This window comes from Geobacillus sp. LEMMY01 (assembly GCF_002042905.1).
GTDB classification, from domain to species: domain Bacteria; phylum Bacillota; class Bacilli; order Bacillales; family Anoxybacillaceae; genus Geobacillus; species Geobacillus proteiniphilus.
In genome coordinates this window covers 59,384-77,847 of sequence record NZ_MVKA01000017.1, presented here as the reverse complement: position 1 = coordinate 77,847, position 18,464 = coordinate 59,384, and the positions used below count along the sequence as shown (strand labels likewise).

Sequence of the window (18,464 nt, the reverse complement as noted above, 5' to 3'; positions counted from 1 at the left end):
GCGCAAATTTTGTTACTTATACACGCCGGCGGCTCCGGCAACAATACAAATACAGCGAAGGTGACATCAAAGGCGTGCTTCTTCGCACCTCTGCGGCCGAGCCGACAACGCCAAACGGCAAGGCCGCAAGCTGTCATCGCAGTTGTGCTTCTTCCCTATTATAGCAGGTTTGTCCGACCATTTCATAACAAATTTGCCCGCCTACACCGTCAACGCCAATTTGCTTCTTTCCCCCGCTTCATGCGGGGTTTTTTGCCGCCTGACACCTTTAGATTGCGCCGTTTCGTCCATCTTTATGAGAAATAAAGCCCGCTTTAAGAAAGCCAAGTTTCCGCCTTGTCGAGCAGCTCAGAAAGCGCGCCTTCATGCACCGAAAGCGGCGGCAAGGAAGTGAGAAAATCCGCGCCGTACGGGGAAGCCATTAGCCGCCGATCCAGCACAAATACGGCTCCTTTGTCGTCTTCAGTGCGAATGAGGCGGCCAAACCCTTGCTTAAAACGAAGCACCGCCTCAGGAAGCGCCAGCTCGGAAAACGGATCGCCGCCTCCTGAGCGAATGCGCTCGCTTTTTGCCTCCATCACTGGATCGTCCGGGGGCGCAAACGGCAAGCGGGCGATGACAAGCACATCGAGCGCTGAACCTGGCAGATCGACCCCTTCCCAAAAGCTGCTCGTCCCAAACAACACCGCATGCTCAAACTGCAAAAACGTCCGCAAGAGTTTTGCCGGACTGCCGCTTTGCACTCCTTGAGCGATCAAAACAAACGGCTCGCCTTCTTCCCCGGTCTTCAACGCATCAACCGTCAGTTTCAACAATTCATACGAAGGGAACAACACAAGCACCCGCCGTCCGAGGCGTCGGGCGATCGCAAGCACCGAAGCGGCGACCGCTTCGGCGTAATCTTCAAGCGGCACGGCAGAAACGAGCGGCATGTCCGCCGGCACGAAGAGCGCGGCCTGCTCCTCGTAACGAAACGGCGGCGGAAACGAGCGGCAAAGTGGATAAAAATCCTCAAGGCCGAGACGCGCCGCCATATACGTGAACCGGCCGCGGACAGTGAGCGTCGCCGACGTCAAAACGACGCTCCGTTTTTTCATAAACAGTTGATCGGCGAAAAAGTCAGCAAGGTCAACCGGCTGCGAGTAAAGGCGGACAGCGTTCGCCGCCCCTTTTTCGTCCGCTTCGATCCACCGGACGACACCCGGCTCCTTTTCGGTCAGCAAACGCACGAGCGCAGCCATTTGCCGGTTGAGAGCCGCCAAATCGGCCGACAGCAAGGCGGATGGTGGGAAATCGCCACTCGTATCAGCGGATAGAAGCGGCTTCGCTTCAGCGAATAGCGCCGCCGCCAAATCGCGCAGGCGCCAGCATAACTCCACCGCCGCCTGCCACGCCCGGCTCTGTTCGTCCGTCGGCGAAAAGCGATAGCGGCAACGTCCAGCGCGAGCTGGCTTTTTGTCCAACGCATAGCGGCGCAACAGGCGGAACAGCTCGTCCCCTTCAAACTGCAGCTCCTCAAGGCGCTGCTGGCAACGGACAAGAGCCCCATTCGGTGCGTCCTGTTCTGCTTCTACCCATTTCGCGATCGTCTGCGCGATTTTGGCGGTCAGCAGGCGAAACGACACATAGCCAATCTGCTCGCCAAAACACCGGGCGGCGGCATCTTCAAGCCGATGCGCCTCATCGATGATCAGATGGCGAAACGGCGGCAAAAGCGGCGCCGGGCCGGTCAAATCATGAAGCAAAAGCGCATGGTTCGTAATGACGATATCCGCCTGTTCGGCGCGCTCTTTCGCCCGGGCGAAAAAATGATGCCGCCCGCCGTCTTCCTCTTCGCCGATGGCAAGCGCGGACAATAGGAGACGGGCGCCGGATGACACATTCAATTCGTCCAAGTCGCCGCTGTCGGTCTCAAGCAGCCAAACGAGCACCTGGCATTTCAAGAGCGCCGCATCGTACGTGTCAGACGGCTCCGACAAAAACGAAGCGAACTTGTCAAGGGATAAGTAATTTTGCTTTCCTTTCAAAACGGCAACGCGGAGCGGAAACGGCGCGATTTGCCGCAATACCGGCCAATCGCGGCGAATGAGCTGCTCCTGCAGCTGGAGGGTATGCGTGCTGATGACGACCCGCTCTTGCCGCTCATAGGCGAAAAAGGCAGCGGGAATGAGGTAAGCGAGCGATTTGCCAAGCCCGGTCCCTGCTTCAATGAGCGCGTGCTGGGACGTCGACAGCGCCTCGTAAACAAGCTGCATCATTTCCCACTGTTGTGCGCGATGCTTGTAGCCAGGAAGCGGAAGAGGCTGTTTTTGCCGATAAAAAGCGGAAAACGAAGCCAAAGCGGGACGCCGCTCCTTCTTCTCTAACTCCGGCGCTGGTTTTTTCAGCGCGATGCCGCGGTATGCGGCGGCCCAATCTGTCGGCCGCTCATCTTGTTTTTCGGCGATGACTGCGTCAAGAAGCAAGTAAATATCGCTTTTTAAATGGCGAGCGAGACGGCGCAGTTGCTCGAGCGTCATCAGCGGCAGGCGGCGCAACCGCTCAAGCAAGGCGATGAACAGCTTGGCGGTCACTTCCGCATCGCTGTCCGCTTGATGCGGACGATCGTGGTGGAGGCCGAGCTGCCTCGCCAAATCGCCGAGCTTATAGCTTTCGGCAGTCGGCAGCACGATGCGGGCGAGCTCGACCGTATCGATCGTCGGACCGGCAAACGGCGGCCAGCCAGCCCGTTCAAGCTCGGCCTGCAAAAACGGCAAATCAAAGTCGACGTTATGGGCGACAAAGTAAGCACCGTGCATCAAGGCGGCGATCTCGCCCGCCTTGTCAGCAAACAGCGGTGCCCCTTCGACCATCTGTTCGTTGATGTTCGTCAGCTGCTGAATGAACAGCGGAATGGGCTGTTCCGGGTTAAAAAAGCTGGCAAACCGCTCGACAATCAGGCCATCTTCGACGACCGCCATGCCGAGCTGGATGATCCGGTCGCCTTTTTTCGGCCCATTTCCGGTTGTCTCCAAGTCAATGATGACAAAGCGCGTTGCCATAAACGATCACCTCAAAACGAAAAGGGGCGGAAAGCCCCTTTTTGCCCTCATTATAAAACCGTATGTGCCGGCTCTTCGGCAATGAGCTGCACGATCCGGTTGTTTTCGTCCATAATGGCGATTTTCGGCCGATGCACGGCGATTTTTTCCTCCGGAACAAGCACATACGAGATGACGATAATAACGTCCCCTTTTTGCACGAGGCGGGCGGCGGCGCCGTTTAGGCAAAAGACGCCGCTGCCGCGCTCGCCGGGGATGACGTATGTTTCAAAACGGGCTCCATTATTATTGTTAACTACCTGTACTTTTTCATTAGCCACAATGCCGACGGCATCCAAAATATCTTCATCGATCGTAATGCTGCCGACGTAATCGAGATTGGCTTCTGTTACACGGGCGCGGTGAATTTTTGCATTCATGAGCGTGCGAAACATGGTTGCTCCCCCTTTCCATCCCCTTGTTCGCCGGTTTTGGGCAGCTCAACGATGATGTTGTCGATCAACCGGGCGCTCGCAAATCGGGCGGCGACAGCGATCAACACTGTCCCGGCGAGCGTCTCAAGCGGCGTCAAATCCGGATATGAACATACTTCGACATAATCGATCTCCGCATGCGTATGCGCTTCAATATGCTCTCTGAGGAGCCGGCGGATGGCCGCTGCGCTTCGCTCCCCTCGTTCGACGGCGGAAGCAGCCGCTTGAAGCGCCGCATACAGCGCCGGCGCCTCGCTCCGTTCCTGCGGCGACAAATAGACGTTGCGCGAGCTTTTCGCCAACCCGTCCGCCTCGCGGACCGTCGGCACCGGCACGAGCTCGATCGGAAAATTGAGATCGCGGATCAAGCCGTCGACGACCGCCACCTGTTGGGCATCTTTCATCCCGAAGTACGCGCGGTCGGGCATGACGATGTTGAACAGCTTAATGAGCACCGTCGCCACGCCGTCAAAATGACCGGGGCGCGACCGTCCGCACAGCACGTCGGCGCGCGCTTGAACGATCGCTCGTACGGTAAGCGGCTCCGGATACATCTCGTCCGCTTCCGGATGGAACAAGACGTCGACTCCGTGCTGTTCGGCGATGCGCCGGTCGCGCTCGAAATCGCGCGGATAGCGGGCAAAGTCTTCGTTCGGTCCGAACTGAAGCGGGTTGACGAAAACGCTTAGGACGACGATGTCGTTTTCCGCGCGCGCCCGATCGATGAGGGAAGTATGCCCTTCATGCAAATAGCCCATCGTCGGAACGAACCCGATCGTCTTTCCTTCGCGACGATATTGACGCATGAGCGCCTGCATCGCCGCAATCTGATCCATCACAATCATCATTGCTTTCCTCCGTAAAGCGCCACCCATTCTTCTTCCTTCATCGTAAACGTCTGCGCCGGCTCCGGGAACTGGCGCAGTTTGACATCAGCGACATAGTTGGCTAACGCCTCAACGATTGTCTCTTGGATGGACGCGTATTGTTTCACAAACTTCGGCACGCGGGTGACGCCGTAGCCAAGCAAATCGTGATACACGAGCACTTGGCCGTCGACTTCCGCCCCAGCGCCGATGCCGATGACGGGAATGGTGAGCTCCCGGGCCATGGCCGCCCCGAGCTGCTTCGGAACACACTCTAAGACAAGGGCGATCGCTCCCGACTGCTCGCATTGTTTCGCATCATCGAGCAGCTTTTTCGCGCTTTCGGCATCTTTGCCTTGCACTTTATAGCCGCCAAGAACGCCGACCGATTGCGGCGTCAACCCGAGATGGGCAACGACCGGCACGCCGGCTTTCGTCAGCGCGGCAATAATCTCAACGACTTCATCCGCCCCTTCGACTTTAACGGCGTTCGCCCCTGACTCTTGCATGATGCGGCGGGCGTTTTGCAGCGCTTCTTCTTTGGACGCATGGTACGACATAAATGGCATATCGGTGACAATAAACRTGTTCGGCGCACCGCGGCGAACCGCCTTCGTATGGTGGATCATGTCATCGACCGTCACCGGGATCGTTGAATCATACCCGAGCACAACCATGCCGAGCGAATCGCCGACCAAAATCATGTCGACGCCGGCTTGCTCGGCAAGCTTCGCGGACGGAAAATCGTAGGCGGTCACCATGACGATCGGCTCGCCCGCCTGCTTCATGCGGAAAAAGTCGGTTTTTGTTTTCATTTTCGTTCCCTCCTCTTTTGTTGCAGAGGAGATGAACCGCCCGAAACAAAACGCCCTTCTTTCCCGCCTTGAGAAAGAAGGACGCCATAAAACCGCCGTCGGTTTCGTTCATCCCTCTGTCCTAGTCCTTCGAAAAAGGATCAAGGCAGATCATTTCCTTCACCTATTCGTGTTGTCGGTCTCGGTGCAGTTCTTTTCATGAAAGATACTGCCCTTTTCCTCGCTTTGTATTTTAACAAAATTGTCACAATTTTTCTAGTGGCAAATTAGAACTGAATATCGGCCGAATGGATGTAATGGATGTTCTTTTGCTCATCTTCAAGGATGAGCAGTCCGTCATCGGTGATGCCGCGGGCGATGCCGCGAATCACGCCGCCCAATGTTCTGGCCGTCACCGGCTTGCCGATCGAGACGGCGTACCCTTCCCAAAGAAGCTTAATCGGGCGAAAGCCGTGTTCCAAATATTGCTTGTACAGCCGCTCAAGCCGGAACAAAATTTCCTGAATGAGCGGTGCGCGCTTCACGCGTCCGCCCTTTTCGATGGCCAACGACGTGGCGATGGACCGGATGTCCTCTGGAAACTGTTCGACCGTTTGATTGACGTTGATGCCGATGCCGATGATGACGGAATGAACGCGGTCAGGATCGGCTTGCAGCTCCGTTAAAATGCCGACGCATTTTTTGCCGCTAAGCAAAATGTCATTCGGCCATTTAATGTCTGGGACAAGCCCGGTTATTTCTTGAATCGCCTGGCTGATGGCCACCGCAGCCACGAGCGTCAACTGCGGGGCCTGCTGCGGCGGAATGGGCGGCCGCAAAATGAGGCTCATCCAAATGCCTGTCCCTTTCGGGGAAAACCATTTCCGATCCAACCGCCCGCGGCCGGCCTTTTGCTCTTCCGCGACGACGAGCGTTCCTTCCGGCGCCCCTTCGTACGCGAGTCTTGCGGCAATGCGCTGCGTTGAATCGACCTCGTCAAAAAAGTGAATCGCGTGGCCAAGTTTTTCTGTTTTTAGGCCGAGCTGGATTTCATTGGCCGTCACTTTGTCCGGCGTGCTGACGATCCGATAGCCCAGGCGCCGCACCGCTTCCAGTTCGAACCCCTCTTTGCGCAGCTCCTCGATATGCTTCCATACCGCCGCCCGCGAACAGCCGAGCTGTTCGCTGATTTTTTGCCCGGACAAAAACTCGCCGTTCGCCTCGGCAAACAACTCTAACAGTTTTTTTCGTGTGTCCGATTGCGCTCCATGAGCCATGCGTGAATCCGCTCCTTCTCATTTTCGACTTCGCCGCCGACGACCGCCCGCCAGATGGCATCCAGCGTCTCTTTCACCCATGGACCGGCCGGTTTTCCAGCCCAGCGAATGACGTCTTTCCCGTTGACGGCAAGTTCCGCTTTCGTTTTGATCGGCAGCGCCGCAAAGCGGCGGCGGAGCTCCTCATGATGCGGTTCGGACGGCGCGCCGGTCAACGCGGCGCGCACCGCTTCAACCGATAGCGCCCGCTTGAGGCCGGCCAAAAACAACTGTTCGTTCGTCCACGCCTCCGGCCTAGGGACATCATCGAGCGCCGCCAAAATGGCGCCAGCTTCATCGATCACTTTGTTGGGCAGCTTCCAGGCGCGCAAAAACGGACGTATGTCTTTGACATCAAGCGCGCGGCAAAGAAGCGCCCAGCGCTCTTCGCGCTCTGTGAGCCACGGCCAGCGGCAGGCGGCAGCCGAGCGCAGCAGCTGCTCTTTTTCGGCCAGCCCAGGCAAATAAACAAACAGCCTCGTATCAGCCAACAGCTGCAACGCTTCGGCAACGAACGGACCGGCGAGCAGTTTTTCCATTTCCATGGTCATCCGTTCGACAGAAATGTGGGCCATAAGCGGTGCGTTTTGGACGATCGCCCGCTTCGTGTCCTCAGCAAGCGCAAATCCAAGTTGGCTGACGAAGCGAACAGCCCGCATCATGCGGAGCGCATCTTCGCGAAACCGTTCGTCCGCCGCCCCGACCGTGCAAATGAGCCGCCGCTCGATCGCCTCTTGTCCGCCAAACGGATCAATGATCGTTCCGCGTTCATCCATGGCGATGGCGTTCATCGTGAAATCGCGCCGCTTTAAGTCTTCCTCAAGCGAACGAACGAACGTCACCGACTCCGGACGGCGATGGTCTTCATAATCGCCGTCCGTGCGGAATGTCGTCACTTCGTACGCTGTTCCTTCATGCACGACGACGACCGTGCCGTGTTTCGAACCGACGTCGATCGTTTTCGAAAACAAGCGCATCACTTCTTCCGGCAGAGCGCTCGTCGCGATATCGACGTCGCCGATCGCACGCCCGATCAACAAGTCGCGCACCGCGCCGCCGACAAAATACGCCTCATAGCCATGCCGCTTCAATTGTCGGATAATGCCGAGCGCCTGTTCAAACGGCGGTTTCATCGTTTCACCTTCCTTGCCGCAAGCGAAGCGTACAGCTGTTCATACTGCCCGACGATGTCGGCCGAGCGGAACTTGCGCTCGACCGTTTGCACCGCCTGTCTTGCCATCTCAGCGTGCAACCGGCAGTCCGTCAACAGCGCCATCGTCTGTCTTGCCGCCTCTTTGACATCGCCAAGCGGGCATAAAAACCCAGTTTTCCCATCCTCAATCACTTCCGGAATCCCGCCGATGGCCGTGCCGATGCACGGAACACCGCACGCCATCGCCTCAAGCAATACGAGCCCAAAGCTTTCTTTTTCCGACAAAAGCATCATCACATCGCTGATCGAATACAGCTCTTCGAGTTTATCCTGTTTTCCTAAAAAGCGGACATCATCTTGCAGACCAAGCTCTTTCACAAGTCGGCAAACGACGGTCATTTCCGGGCCGTCGCCGACAAGCAAGAGTTTGGCTGGCACATGCCGGCGCACGATGGCAAACGCTCGCACCACATCAGGCACGCGCTTCACTTTCCGGAAATTCGAGACATGGATCACAACCCGTTCATCGTCGCGAATGCCGTACTCGCGCCGTAAATGGCCCGCTTCCCGGCGACGGTAGACGCGTTCATCGACAAAATTGTAGACGGTATGGATCGTCGCTTGCACATCGAGCAGTTCATACGTCTGCCGCGCAAGGGCGTCAGACACCGCCGTAACGATATCCGACTGCTCGATGCCAAATTTGATCATATCGGAAAGCGACGGGTCATAGCCTAACACGGTGATATCCGTGCCGTGCAGCGTCGTGACGATCGGCAGCTCGCCGACCATTTGCCGCGCCAACACCGCGCAGACAGCATGAGGAACGGCGTAATGGGCATGAAGCACATCGAGCCGTTCCCGCTTTGCCACCTCAGCAATTTTGCTTGCCAATGCCAAATCGTACGGCGGGTATTGAAAGACGGAATATTGGTTGACACTGACTTCATGATAATAAATGTTGCCGTACACTTTATTCAAACGAAACGGCATGCTCGATGAGATAAAGTGAATCTCATGCCCCCGCTCCGCCAGCAGCTTGCCAAGCTCAGTGGCGACCACCCCGGAGCCCCCGACCGTCGGATAGCAAACAATCCCGATTTTCAGCTTCATCGCTCCTCCTCAAATAAATTGGAAAGATGAATCGGCGTTTTCGTCAAAAACCCTTCCGCATACGCCGCGCCGATTTGTTGACCGAACCAGCGCTCGCGGCTTTCAATCATCTCGATGTAGCCGTTGGTCAGCGGGGTGGCAACCGAGCCAGGCCGTTTTTGAAATTGGCTTTCGTATGCGCGCAGGCTGGCCAGCTTGTCATCGATCGTTTCGCTAATATCGATGAGAAAATGCGGGCGGCAAAAAGCGTTGATCATGTAATAATACACAGCCCGGACGCGGTGCGCGTCGCCAAGCTCCCCGGCGCCGTAGCGGCGGATGCCGGCGGAAAAGACCGCTTCCTCGACAAGGCGGGCGCATCGCCCGTGATCCGGATGTCGATCTTCCCAATAGGGGGCGAATACAAGGCGCGGCCGGTAGCGGCGGATGACCGCTGCGATCTGGCGGATCGCCTCTTCCTCGACGTAAAGGCCGCGGTCAGGCAGCCCGAGATTGAACCGCTCGGATACACCGAGCCGGCGGGCCGCCTCGGCCGCCTCTCTCTGCCGCTCGTCGACCGTGCCGTTGGACGACAGCTCGGCTTGCGTCAAGTCGCAAATAACGGCGCGAAAGCCGCGGTGCACATATTTGGCGATCGTCCCTCCCATGCCGATTTCGACATCATCCGGATGGGCGCCAAACGCCAATAAGTCGCATCGTTCCATCATCGCTGTCACCTTTCTGTTTCCTTTTCCTCCCCGCCTTTTGTCCGGCCGCGCACGATGCTGCGCCATGCCAAATCGCCGCGCTCCAACGCGCGGACGAGCAGCTCGGCCGTGCCGATGTTCGTCGCCAACGGCACGGCATAGACGTCGCAAAGCCGCATCAATGCGCTGATGTCCGGCTCATGCGGCTGGGCGGTGAGCGGATCGCGGAAAAAAATGACAAGATCCATTTCATTGCGGGCGATCATCGCCCCGATTTCTTGGTCGCCTCCGTACGGCCCAGATTGGAAGCGATGGACTGGAAGGCCGGTCGCTTCCTGAATGCGCAAGCCGGTCGTGCCGGTGGCGTACAACTCATGGTTGGCGAGCAGAGGCGCATAGGCGGTCGCAAAGGCGACCATCTCTTCCTTTTTTTTGTCATGGGCGATCAAAGCGATCTTCATCGTTTCCTCTCCCCTTCTAGACTGTCCGCTCTATTCCAAAATATGTTCAAGCCCGTAGACGAGCGTACGCAAATGCATCACCGTTTCGACCGCCAGCTTCACCCCGGACATAAACGAGCGGCGGTCGAACGAATCGTGGCGGATCGTCAACGTCTGGCCGTTGCCGCCGAAAATCACTTCTTGATGAGCGACAAAGCCCGGCAGACGGACGCTGTGGATCGGGATGCCGTCGTAAGCGGCGCCGCGCGCGCCGGCGAGCGTCTCCTTTTCGTCCGGGTGTCCTTGCTTTTTCGACGGGCGCACTTCGGCGATGAGCTGGGCCGTCTTCAACGCCGTTCCGGACGGAGCGTCAAGCTTTTGGTCATGGTGCAGTTCAATGATTTCCACATCGGTGAAATATTTGGCCGCCATGCGGGCGAATTTCATCATCAACACCGCGCCGACGGCAAAGTTCGGTGCAATGATGGCGCCGATGTTGTTCTCCTCGGCCAGCTCTGTGAGCCGCTCGATATCTTCCGGCGTAAATCCGGTCGTGCCGACGACTGGACGGACGCCATAACGCAGCGCCAGTTCGGTGTGCCGCTTTCCGGCTTCCGGTGTTGTCAAATCGATCAATACGTCCGGCTTCACCTCGGCAAAACAGCGGGCGGCATCGGTGTAAATCGGGGCGTTGACGCCGGAAAATCCGTCGATCTCCGCTAAGTTTTGTCCATCGTAACGGCGGTCGATGACCGCGGCCAGTTCAAAGTGGTCTGTTTGCTGCACGAGCGCGACCGCTTCGCGGCCCATGCGGCCGCGCGGCCCCGCGATGACAATGCGAATCGTCATGATCCTTCCTCCTTCCGCGTCCAGCGGTCGCCGTCGCGGGTGCGGAACTTGTCCATCACCCGGTCGTGCGCCGCCTGCAAGTCAATGCCGAGCGAATTGGCAAAGCAAATGAGCACAAACAGCAAATCGCCCAGCTCCTCTTCCACCGTTTTTTCTTTTTCGGTTGCCTTTTTCGGCTTTTCGCCGTAGTAATGGTTCACTTCGCGCGCCAGCTCGCCGAGCTCCTCGGTCAGCCGCGCCAGCATGGCGAGCGGGCTGAAATAGCCTTCTTTGAATTGGCTGATATAGTCATCTACTTCCTGTTGCATTTGTTTCATCGTTTTCTCCTGCATGGCTTGTCACCTCGCCTGTTTTCATGTTAGCGAAAAGCGGCGCATTTGACAAATGTTTTCGCCCGCTGCCAATCCGCCCCGTTTTCGGCCATCATTGCCTATACGGGCGAGTTCCTCTATAATTAAGGGCGCCGACTATTTTTGCGGACGGAGGGACGGTATGATTTTCGGACTAAAGATAAAAAACTGCCTGTTTATTTTGCTTGGCGCCGCCATTTTCGCCTTCGGTCTCGTTCATTTCAACATGCAAAACAATTTGGCGGAAGGCGGGTTTACCGGCATTACGCTTCTTCTTTATTTTTTGTTCGGACTGGATCCAGCCATCACCAACTTGGCGCTCAACATTCCACTCTTTTTCATCGGCTGGAAGCTGCTCGGCCGCCAGACGTTTTTGTATACCGTCATCGGCACGGTCGCCGTTTCCGTGTTTTTATCCATCTTTCAACGCTACATGATTCATATGCCGCTTCGACATGACATGACGCTTGCCGCCTTGTTTGCCGGCGTCTTTATCGGCGTCGGCCTCGGCATTATTTTCCGCTACGGCGGCACAACCGGAGGCGTCGATATTATCGCCCGCCTCGTCCATAAATATAAAGGCATCAGCATGGGCAAAACGATGTTTGCCTTTGACGCCACCGTCATCACGTTGTCGCTTCTTCTTTACTTGTCATACCGCGAGGCGATGTATACGTTGGTCGCCGTCTTTATCGCCGCCCGGGTCATTGATTTTATGCAGGAAGGCGGCTATGCGGCGAAAGGGGCGACCATCATCTCAGAAAAAAGCGAAGAGATCGCCAACCGCATCTTGACAGAGATGGAGCGCGGCGTCACCGTGCTGAAAGGGCGCGGCTCGTATACGAAGCGCGACCGCGATGTTTTGTATTGCGTCGTCGCCAAAAACGAACTGCCGCGCTTAAAAAGCGTCATTATGTCCGTTGACCCTCATGCGTTCGTCGCCGTCACCGATGTGCATGATGTGCTCGGCGAAGGGTTTACGCTCGATGAACAAAAGCGGCCGCTGGAACCATGAAAAGCCGCTGGCGCGAAAGCCCAACCGGGACAAGCCCGGCAAGCGCCGCTTGAAAGTGCCGGGGCGGCGCTTGCGCAAAGCTACGGGAAAACAAAAAAGAGGGGGAAACGTTTCCCCCTCACCAAGAGCGCCGGCGCTTATTCTTCCGGCTGCCGCGCCCGCTTCTCTTCTTTTTCCCCTTTGTACTTCCGCCAGCCAACGTACGTCAGCGTCAGCACGATTACCCCGCCAGTGAAAATCATCACCCAAATCAGCGACGGATCAGCTTCGTCCTTTTTCACCCCGGCAAACAGCGCTTCTAGATCATGACGCGCATCGGCGAGTTGCTCGCGCTGCTCGCCTTCGCCGCGTTGCCAAAACGCGGCGGCCTGCAATGCCTCAAGATCGTCATCGACCTTTGTCGCGATTTCCGGCGGCACGTCGATTTTCACACTCGGCTCGATCAATGTATAGCGGTCAAGCAACTGGCGGAGGGCAGCGGCATACGCTTTCTGCTCGCCTTGTTGTGCCGCCTTTTCGACCGCGGCAAACGCCCCCATGACAGCCGGCTCCATCTCCGTCCAAAGCGGCTGGTATGTCGAATGGATGGCGTCAACAACAAGGCGAAACTGGGTGATCGCCGCCACCTTGTCTTCCGCGGGGATCGGCGCCGTCATCGCCTTGACTGCCTGCTCGTGCGTCACGGTCACCGCCCGCAATTCATCGGCCGATTTCAACCGTTCTTTTGCCCCAAGGGCGAAAAACCGCTCGGAAAAATAGCGGAGCACTTCTTTTGCTTCGACAAAACGCCCGTTTTTCGCCAATTGCAGCGCCTCGTCGGAAATATCGTCCAACTGCTCCCAACCGTTTGTTTGTCCGGCCACGCCAATGGGCGCTGGCCATAAAAAGGCAAGCGACAACAGCATGGCTAGCCCGATTCGCTTCATCATCGTCCCTCCCTCATCCACTAGTACAATGTATGAAGGAGTGGACAAGAGTAGACCAGGCAACTGCCAGAAAGCTACCGCCCAACGTTCCCCCTTGTGTTCAACGCTCTACTCTGATGCCTGCCGGGAAGACAGGCCGCTGCCCGGCAGAAGCGGCTGGCGCCGGAGGCGGACACCAAGCTGATACGCAACGGCAATCGATGCGATGCTCAACCAAAACGTAAAATAGCCGATTTCGCCGGCGTAGTCAGCCAGCACACTATAGCGCGGCATCATGCCAAAGACGTAGTCGATGACATCGTTATGCAGCGTCCACACGGCCGCCAGCATAAGGTGAAGGAAGCGAAATCGATAAAACCGGGCATACAGCATTCCTTCGACCGCCATCGCCCCGTGCGAAACGATGAGCATCCAGCCGGTCCAATCGAGCGTGCCGGTGACGCGCCAAACGAGCACATTCATGACGACCGCCCAAATTCCATACTTAACAAGCGTCACCAAAGCCAACGCTTCAAAAAGCGGCGCCGACCTGCCGAAAAGCCATGCCACAAGGACGACAAGAAAAAAAAGGCTCGCCGTCGGGCTGTCGGGAACAAACGGCAAAAAGACGGGCGGCGTATCGGCAAGTTGATAACGATACCAATAATATCCATAGATGGTGCCGGCCGCGTTGACGAACAAGAGCAGCCAAACAACCGGCCGGGAAGCCAGCAGCGCATAAATCCATGCCATCATCTGCACCTCGCCTCGGTTTCATGTTGGCACGAAAAAAGCTGACTAACGCGAGTCAGCTTTTTCGTGTCGAAACGATTATTCCGCTTTTAGTCCGGCGATGAATTCGGACAGTTTTTTCAACTCTTCATCCGTGCCTTTAAAAATGCCAGCCGGCATGCTGCCTTTCCCTTCTCTCGCAATTTTGGCGATTTCCTCCGGCTTCAGGCCGGTGCCGATGAGCGACGGGCCAGCGCCGCCGGACAAGTTTTGTCCGTGGCACGATGTACATGTGTTCGCTTGGGCGATTTTATAGCCTTCCGCGTTCGTGTCAATTTTCACTTCCGCCCGAATTTTCCCTTGTTCAGCCGCTTTTTTCCAGTCGTGCGTGACGACCGCTTCCCATGTCAAATAAATCATCGCCGCAAGCGCCAACAGCATCATCCCGGTCGCTACCGGACGCTTCCAAGGACGGCGCTCCGGGCCGCGGTCCAAAAACGGCGCCAAAAGCAACGCCGCAAACGCCAACCCCGGGATGATGATCGCGCCGACAACCGTATACGGACCAGACGCATACGAATATTTGAGCAATTGGTATAAGAACAAGAAATACCAGTCAGGCAGCGGCACGTACGTCGTGTCCGTCGGGTCGGCGATCCGCTCAAGCGGCGACGGATGGGCGACCGTCAAGCATAAGAAACCGACGAGAAAGACCGATCCGACCAGCCATTCCTTGAGCAGGAAGTTCGGCCAAAACACTTCCGTTTTCCCGGGATATTCCGAATAGTCCTTTGGAATATTCGGTTTTCTCACCGCGGGAACACGGGAATCGCCGACGAATTTCATTCCTTTTCCGCGATGCATTGCGTGGTTCCCTCCTTTTTTCTATCGCCTGCAAACGTCGGGCCGACCGATCATAGCGGACCGGAAATGCCTTGTCTGCGAATCATTAAAAAGTGCGCTGCCATTAAGCCGAGCAAAGCGGCCGGCAAGAAGAAGACGTGAATGGCAAAGAAGCGCGTCAGCGTTTGCGCGCCGACAATTTCTGGGTCCCCAGCTAACAGCGTCTTAATGGCCGGGCCAATGAGCGGCGTCGCTTCCGCGATTTGCAAACCAACTTTCGTCGCAAACAGCGCTTTCATATCCCACGGCAACAAGTAGCCGGTGAAGCCAAGACCCATCATCACCATAAAGATCAATACGCCGACGATCCAGTTCATTTCGCGCGGCTTTTTATAAGCCCCTTGGAAAAAGACGCGCAGCGTATGTAAAAACATCATGACGATGACAAGGCTTGCCCCCCAGTGGTGCATGCCGCGCACAATTTGGCCGAACGCCACTTCGTTTTGCAAGTAATACACCGATTCCCACGCGTTTTTAATATCCGGGACGTAGTACATCGTCAAAAACATGCCTGACAAAATTTGAATGACCGTGACAAAAAACGTCAGCCCGCCGAAACAATAGACAAAGGCGGAAAAATGATGGGCGGGGTTGACGTGCTCTGGAACTTCGTGATCGGCGATATCCCGCCATAAAGGCGTAATATCTAAGCGTTCATCGACCCAGTCATACAGCTTGTTTAACACGCATTACGCCTCCTTTCTTGGTTTCGCCTTACCTAAATACAGCTTGCCGTCTTTCACTTTGTACTCGTAACGGTCAAGCGGAGCTTGCGGCGGCGTCCCCGGAACGTTCGTGCCGTCTTTCGTATAGCGCCCGTAGTGGCATGGGCAGAAAAACTGGTTCGGATGCTCTTTGTCCGTGTTCCAGTCGACCGTACAGCCGAGGTGTTTGCAGATCGGCGACAGGGCGATGATCTCCCCTTTGTCCGTTTTATACACCCATGCTGATTTCGGCTCTTCCGACTCGTACCAAGCGTCTTTCACTTTCACTTTAAAGTCGAAACGCTTCGGTTCGGTCGTAATCTCTTTGACGTCCGCTACCGCGACCATGTCCGTTCCTGCCTCATCTTTCAAAAGCGGGTCAAAGGCAAAACGGAGCATCGGCATAAGCATCCCTGCCGCCATAAAGCCACCGACGCCGGTCAGCGTGTAGTTTAAAAACTGACGTCTCGTTACACGATGTTTGTTGTCGCTCATCGTCTTCCCCCCTCTATGCAAAATCAAGTCCGCACCGGACGATTGTATGTATAACACATATGGAAAACTAGGACATTCTAATGATAGCTCAATTGCTGGACAAGGTCAATATCGCAGACGGCAAAACGTCGGACTTTGCCGCGTCTACTCTTGCGCCCAGCGACCGACGAGAAAGCGGAGCAGCTCGGCGGCCTGCTCTCTGACAAGCTTGTGCTTGTATGATTCATCCATGCTCTCGAGAGGAACAACTGGAACGAACCAAACGCGGTCGGCTTCTTCGCCCTCTTGCCACGCACGGTCGCACGTCACATAAAACAAATGCTTCATTCCTTCCCGCCTAAGCCGGTTGGTCCAATCCGCCAGTCTTTCGGTAAGCAGCGCCCGCGGCTCATCGGCAAAATACACAAACGACGGCAACAAAAACAACCGGCCCTTCAACTGCCGCTCGACCTCGGCCGCGATGAGCCCGACGAGCTCCCCTCCGGAAGCGAACCGCTTCGCTCCTTGGCCGAAAGCCACCGGCAAAAGCGGAAGGAGCGCCGTGTCGATGTAGTCGCGCTCTCGTTCATAGAGGGCGACGTCCTCGCCTGTCCACTTCATTCGTACTCTCCTTTGCCTTAAAGTTTCTTCCCTTCATCACCATACCATATTTTTCGGCAAAAGAAAAACCTTGCCGGCGGCAAGGTTTTTACAATTTGTTTAATTCATCGGTCAGGCGGCGGAACGCCTCTTCATCATGGCGGTCAAGCGCCTCATCGATCAGCTTCATGAGCCGCCCGCGCCGGAATTCATAAATGGAGCGTTCCAAAAACTGCTCGGCAAGGCGCTGGTCGTTTTCGCTCACTTGCGCCTGCTTCGGCGCATACGGGTTTTCCTCAAGCACGGCGACATATTGCGGCGAGTGAAAAGAAGCGCGGAAATTCAGTTGAATGTAAATATCTTCGTCGCGGTTTAAACGGATGTCGTGGAACGATTTCTCTGCATCGGTCGTCATCACATTGCCTTTGTAAAAGCGGAACGGCACATCGTCGACGCAATGGGTCGACATAATGATGCCGCGCGGGCAATATTGGGCATTCTCGACAAAATGCACCTTTTGCATGAGCTGGTCATGGCTCATCAAATAGTTTAAAATCCAGACACACTCGCGCCGCTTCAACTGATAGTGGCTTAAAAACCAACGGATAAACTCTTTTTTCTCATTGACGGATACGTGCGTCATTCTGCGCTTCCCCCTCGATCGGTTTCCAAGAAAGAGGTTGGGCCACCGCTTCTCCCCTACTCTTCGAGCTCAAGCAGCATCTCCGCCGCCTCCGTATGGGTTGGGTCGAGACGGACGATCTGTTGAAATATTTCTTTCGCCGCCGCCCGATTTCCTTCCTCGATGAGAAAATATCCGTACTCTTCGAGGAACTCGACATTGTGCTTAAAGAAATTATATGCCTCGCCGTAATGGTTTAATGCATCGTCGTACATTTCAAGCCGATGTTTGGCGCGCCCAAGGTCCCATTCAAACTGCGGATCGTACTCGCCATCGGCCATCGCCTGCTCAAGAAGCGCTACGACATCCTCATAGCGCTGTTCGTTTAGCCAAAGCGCCGATAAAACCGTGAGCGCCTCGATGTACCCGCCATCGATCTCAAGCGCCTTTTTCAAGTGCTCTTCTGCTTCCACCGGCTTGTTCAGCTTGAGCGCCAGCTTGCCGGCGTAAAGGCGGAGCTCTTTGTTCCATTCGTCGACGCCGATTCCCTCAAGCGCCGTCTCATAGCTTTGCACGAGCCGTCCTTCTTGTTCATACGCTTTCGCCAAATAAAGGTAAAGCGGAGTGTAGTCCGGATCGAGCTCTTTTAAAGCGCTGAGCTTATCGATGGCCGTTTGTGTATAGCCGGCCTGCAACGCGGTGAATCCGTAGGCGAACAGCGTCCGGCTGTCCATTTTTTCATTGAGCGCCTCCTCATAATACGGAAGCGCCGCCTCGAATTCCCCGGAACGGCTGAGCGCCTCAGCGATCCGCTCGGCGATGAGGACGCCGGCCATCTCCTTATTCGTCTTCCGCACCTGTTCATAAAGCGGCACGCTTTTTGTGTATTCGCCGTGCGAAAAATACAGCTCAGCCAACGCAAACTGCACGATCGGCTCATCTGGAGCTTTCTCGTACGCTTGACGCAGCTTCCGCTCGCTCACTTCCGCCAACCCTTGCATTTCGTACAAATCGGCGGCAAGAAGGCACGCGCGGACAAACTGCGGATCATCTTCTCCGATCTCCGACAAAATGGCGAGCGCTTCCTCTTCGGCTTCAAGCTCCGTATACACTTCCGCCAAAAACAAGCGAATGTCGCCGTCATCCGGATAGCGGGCAGCCAGCTCCTCAAGCAGCTCCTTCGCCTCTTCCGGCATTCCCCATCCGTACAAGCAGTCGGCGAGTACATATTTTTCTTCATCATTTCCATATTTTTTCACTTTCGGCACGAGCGCCAACGCTTGGTCGACGTTTCCGTTTTCCACTAAGCGAATGATTTGTTCGACGCGTGTCATGGTTCGTCAGCCCTCTCTTGCGGCAGGCGGCCATCCGCCTTTGCCATTCAAATCGTTATGTACCGTTACAACGGGAACATGAATGATGATAATC

Annotated in this window: 20 protein-coding genes; 1 reads left to right on the top strand and 19 read right to left on the bottom strand. The window is 56.1% G+C overall.

Going from position 1 to position 18,464, the window contains the following annotated elements:
- Positions 1-314: 314 nt before the first annotated feature.
- The 11 genes from dinG to B1A75_RS09915 form a co-directional block, all read right to left on the bottom strand.
- Positions 315-3,041 (bottom strand): ATP-dependent DNA helicase DinG, encoded by a 2,727-nt coding sequence (gene dinG / locus B1A75_RS09965; protein WP_079936131.1) that lies wholly within the window; start codon positions 3,039-3,041, stop codon positions 315-317.
- A 50-nt stretch (positions 3,042-3,091) separates the two neighbouring features.
- On the bottom strand, positions 3,092-3,475 hold the full coding sequence (panD, locus tag B1A75_RS09960) for an aspartate 1-decarboxylase (protein WP_033025737.1): 384 nt from the start codon (positions 3,473-3,475) through the stop codon (positions 3,092-3,094).
- On the bottom strand, positions 3,457-4,359 hold the full coding sequence (panC, locus tag B1A75_RS09955) for a pantoate--beta-alanine ligase (protein WP_074043364.1): 903 nt from the start codon (positions 4,357-4,359) through the stop codon (positions 3,457-3,459). Before panC ends, panD begins: the two co-directional genes overlap by 19 nt.
- Positions 4,359-5,195: a 3-methyl-2-oxobutanoate hydroxymethyltransferase gene (gene panB, locus B1A75_RS09950; RefSeq protein ID WP_079936130.1), complete on the bottom strand. Its 837-nt coding sequence runs from the start codon at positions 5,193-5,195 to the stop codon at positions 4,359-4,361. Before panB ends, panC begins: the two co-directional genes overlap by 1 nt.
- A 266-nt stretch (positions 5,196-5,461) precedes the next feature.
- Complete coding sequence (locus B1A75_RS09945) at positions 5,462-6,451, bottom strand: biotin--[acetyl-CoA-carboxylase] ligase (RefSeq protein WP_074043319.1); 990 nt, start codon at positions 6,449-6,451, stop codon at positions 5,462-5,464.
- Positions 6,409-7,623: a CCA tRNA nucleotidyltransferase gene (locus tag B1A75_RS09940; protein WP_079936129.1), complete on the bottom strand. Its 1,215-nt coding sequence runs from the start codon at positions 7,621-7,623 to the stop codon at positions 6,409-6,411. The genes B1A75_RS09945 and B1A75_RS09940 overlap by 43 nt, the downstream gene beginning before the upstream one ends.
- Positions 7,620-8,756 carry an N-acetyl-alpha-D-glucosaminyl L-malate synthase BshA gene (gene bshA, locus B1A75_RS09935; protein ID WP_074043321.1) on the bottom strand — a complete coding sequence of 379 codons (1,137 nt, stop codon included), beginning with the start codon at positions 8,754-8,756 and terminating at the stop codon, positions 7,620-7,622. The genes B1A75_RS09940 and bshA overlap by 4 nt, the downstream gene beginning before the upstream one ends.
- Positions 8,753-9,463, bottom strand: coding sequence for a bacillithiol biosynthesis deacetylase BshB1 (gene bshB1 / locus B1A75_RS09930; protein WP_074043365.1), 711 nt, complete (start codon positions 9,461-9,463; stop codon positions 8,753-8,755). Before bshB1 ends, bshA begins: the two co-directional genes overlap by 4 nt.
- A 5-nt stretch (positions 9,464-9,468) precedes the next feature.
- Complete coding sequence (gene mgsA / locus B1A75_RS09925; protein ID WP_066229182.1) at positions 9,469-9,903, bottom strand: methylglyoxal synthase; 435 nt, start codon at positions 9,901-9,903, stop codon at positions 9,469-9,471.
- 30 nt (positions 9,904-9,933) lie between these two features.
- Positions 9,934-10,731 carry a 4-hydroxy-tetrahydrodipicolinate reductase gene (dapB, locus tag B1A75_RS09920; protein WP_074043322.1) on the bottom strand — a complete coding sequence of 266 codons (798 nt, stop codon included), beginning with the start codon at positions 10,729-10,731 and terminating at the stop codon, positions 9,934-9,936.
- Positions 10,728-11,063, bottom strand: coding sequence for a nucleotide pyrophosphohydrolase (locus B1A75_RS09915; RefSeq protein ID WP_074043323.1), 336 nt, complete (start codon positions 11,061-11,063; stop codon positions 10,728-10,730). Before B1A75_RS09915 ends, dapB begins: the two co-directional genes overlap by 4 nt.
- A 160-nt stretch (positions 11,064-11,223) precedes the next feature.
- Here B1A75_RS09915 and B1A75_RS09910 point away from each other — a divergent pair, with 160 nt between their 5' ends.
- Entirely contained in the window at positions 11,224-12,096 is an 873-nt protein-coding gene (locus tag B1A75_RS09910) for a YitT family protein (RefSeq protein ID WP_074043324.1), read from the top strand.
- Between the two features lie 137 nt (positions 12,097-12,233).
- Here the strand turns inward: B1A75_RS09910 and ypjB are convergent, their stop codons facing one another.
- The 8 genes from ypjB to B1A75_RS09870 all read right to left on the bottom strand — a co-directional run bounded on the left by ypjB (position 12,234) and on the right by B1A75_RS09870 (position 18,370).
- Positions 12,234-13,022 carry a sporulation protein YpjB gene (ypjB, locus tag B1A75_RS09905; RefSeq protein WP_074043325.1) on the bottom strand — a complete coding sequence of 263 codons (789 nt, stop codon included), beginning with the start codon at positions 13,020-13,022 and terminating at the stop codon, positions 12,234-12,236.
- Between the two features lie 108 nt (positions 13,023-13,130).
- Positions 13,131-13,754: a lipoprotein heptaprenylglyceryl N-acetyltransferase LhaT gene (gene lhaT / locus B1A75_RS09900; RefSeq protein ID WP_074043366.1), complete on the bottom strand. Its 624-nt coding sequence runs from the start codon at positions 13,752-13,754 to the stop codon at positions 13,131-13,133.
- Between the two features lie 78 nt (positions 13,755-13,832).
- The gene (locus B1A75_RS09895; protein WP_074043326.1) at positions 13,833-14,597 is read right to left on the bottom strand and encodes a menaquinol-cytochrome c reductase cytochrome b/c subunit; all 765 of its coding nucleotides are present in this window, start codon (positions 14,595-14,597) and stop codon (positions 13,833-13,835) included.
- Positions 14,598-14,647: 50 nt separating this feature from the next.
- On the bottom strand, positions 14,648-15,322 hold the full coding sequence (qcrB, locus tag B1A75_RS09890) for a menaquinol-cytochrome c reductase cytochrome b subunit (protein WP_011231676.1): 675 nt from the start codon (positions 15,320-15,322) through the stop codon (positions 14,648-14,650).
- A 3-nt stretch (positions 15,323-15,325) separates the two neighbouring features.
- Complete coding sequence (locus B1A75_RS09885) at positions 15,326-15,835, bottom strand: Rieske (2Fe-2S) protein (protein WP_074043327.1); 510 nt, start codon at positions 15,833-15,835, stop codon at positions 15,326-15,328.
- 144 nt (positions 15,836-15,979) lie between these two features.
- Entirely contained in the window at positions 15,980-16,435 is a 456-nt protein-coding gene (locus B1A75_RS09880) for a YpiF family protein (RefSeq protein ID WP_074043328.1), read from the bottom strand.
- An 88-nt stretch (positions 16,436-16,523) separates the two neighbouring features.
- The gene (locus B1A75_RS09875; RefSeq protein WP_013144907.1) at positions 16,524-17,057 is read right to left on the bottom strand and encodes a ReoY family proteolytic degradation factor; all 534 of its coding nucleotides are present in this window, start codon (positions 17,055-17,057) and stop codon (positions 16,524-16,526) included.
- 56 nt (positions 17,058-17,113) lie between these two features.
- Entirely contained in the window at positions 17,114-18,370 is a 1,257-nt protein-coding gene (locus tag B1A75_RS09870) for a tetratricopeptide repeat protein (protein ID WP_074043329.1), read from the bottom strand.
- Between the last annotated feature and the right edge of the window lie 94 nt (positions 18,371-18,464).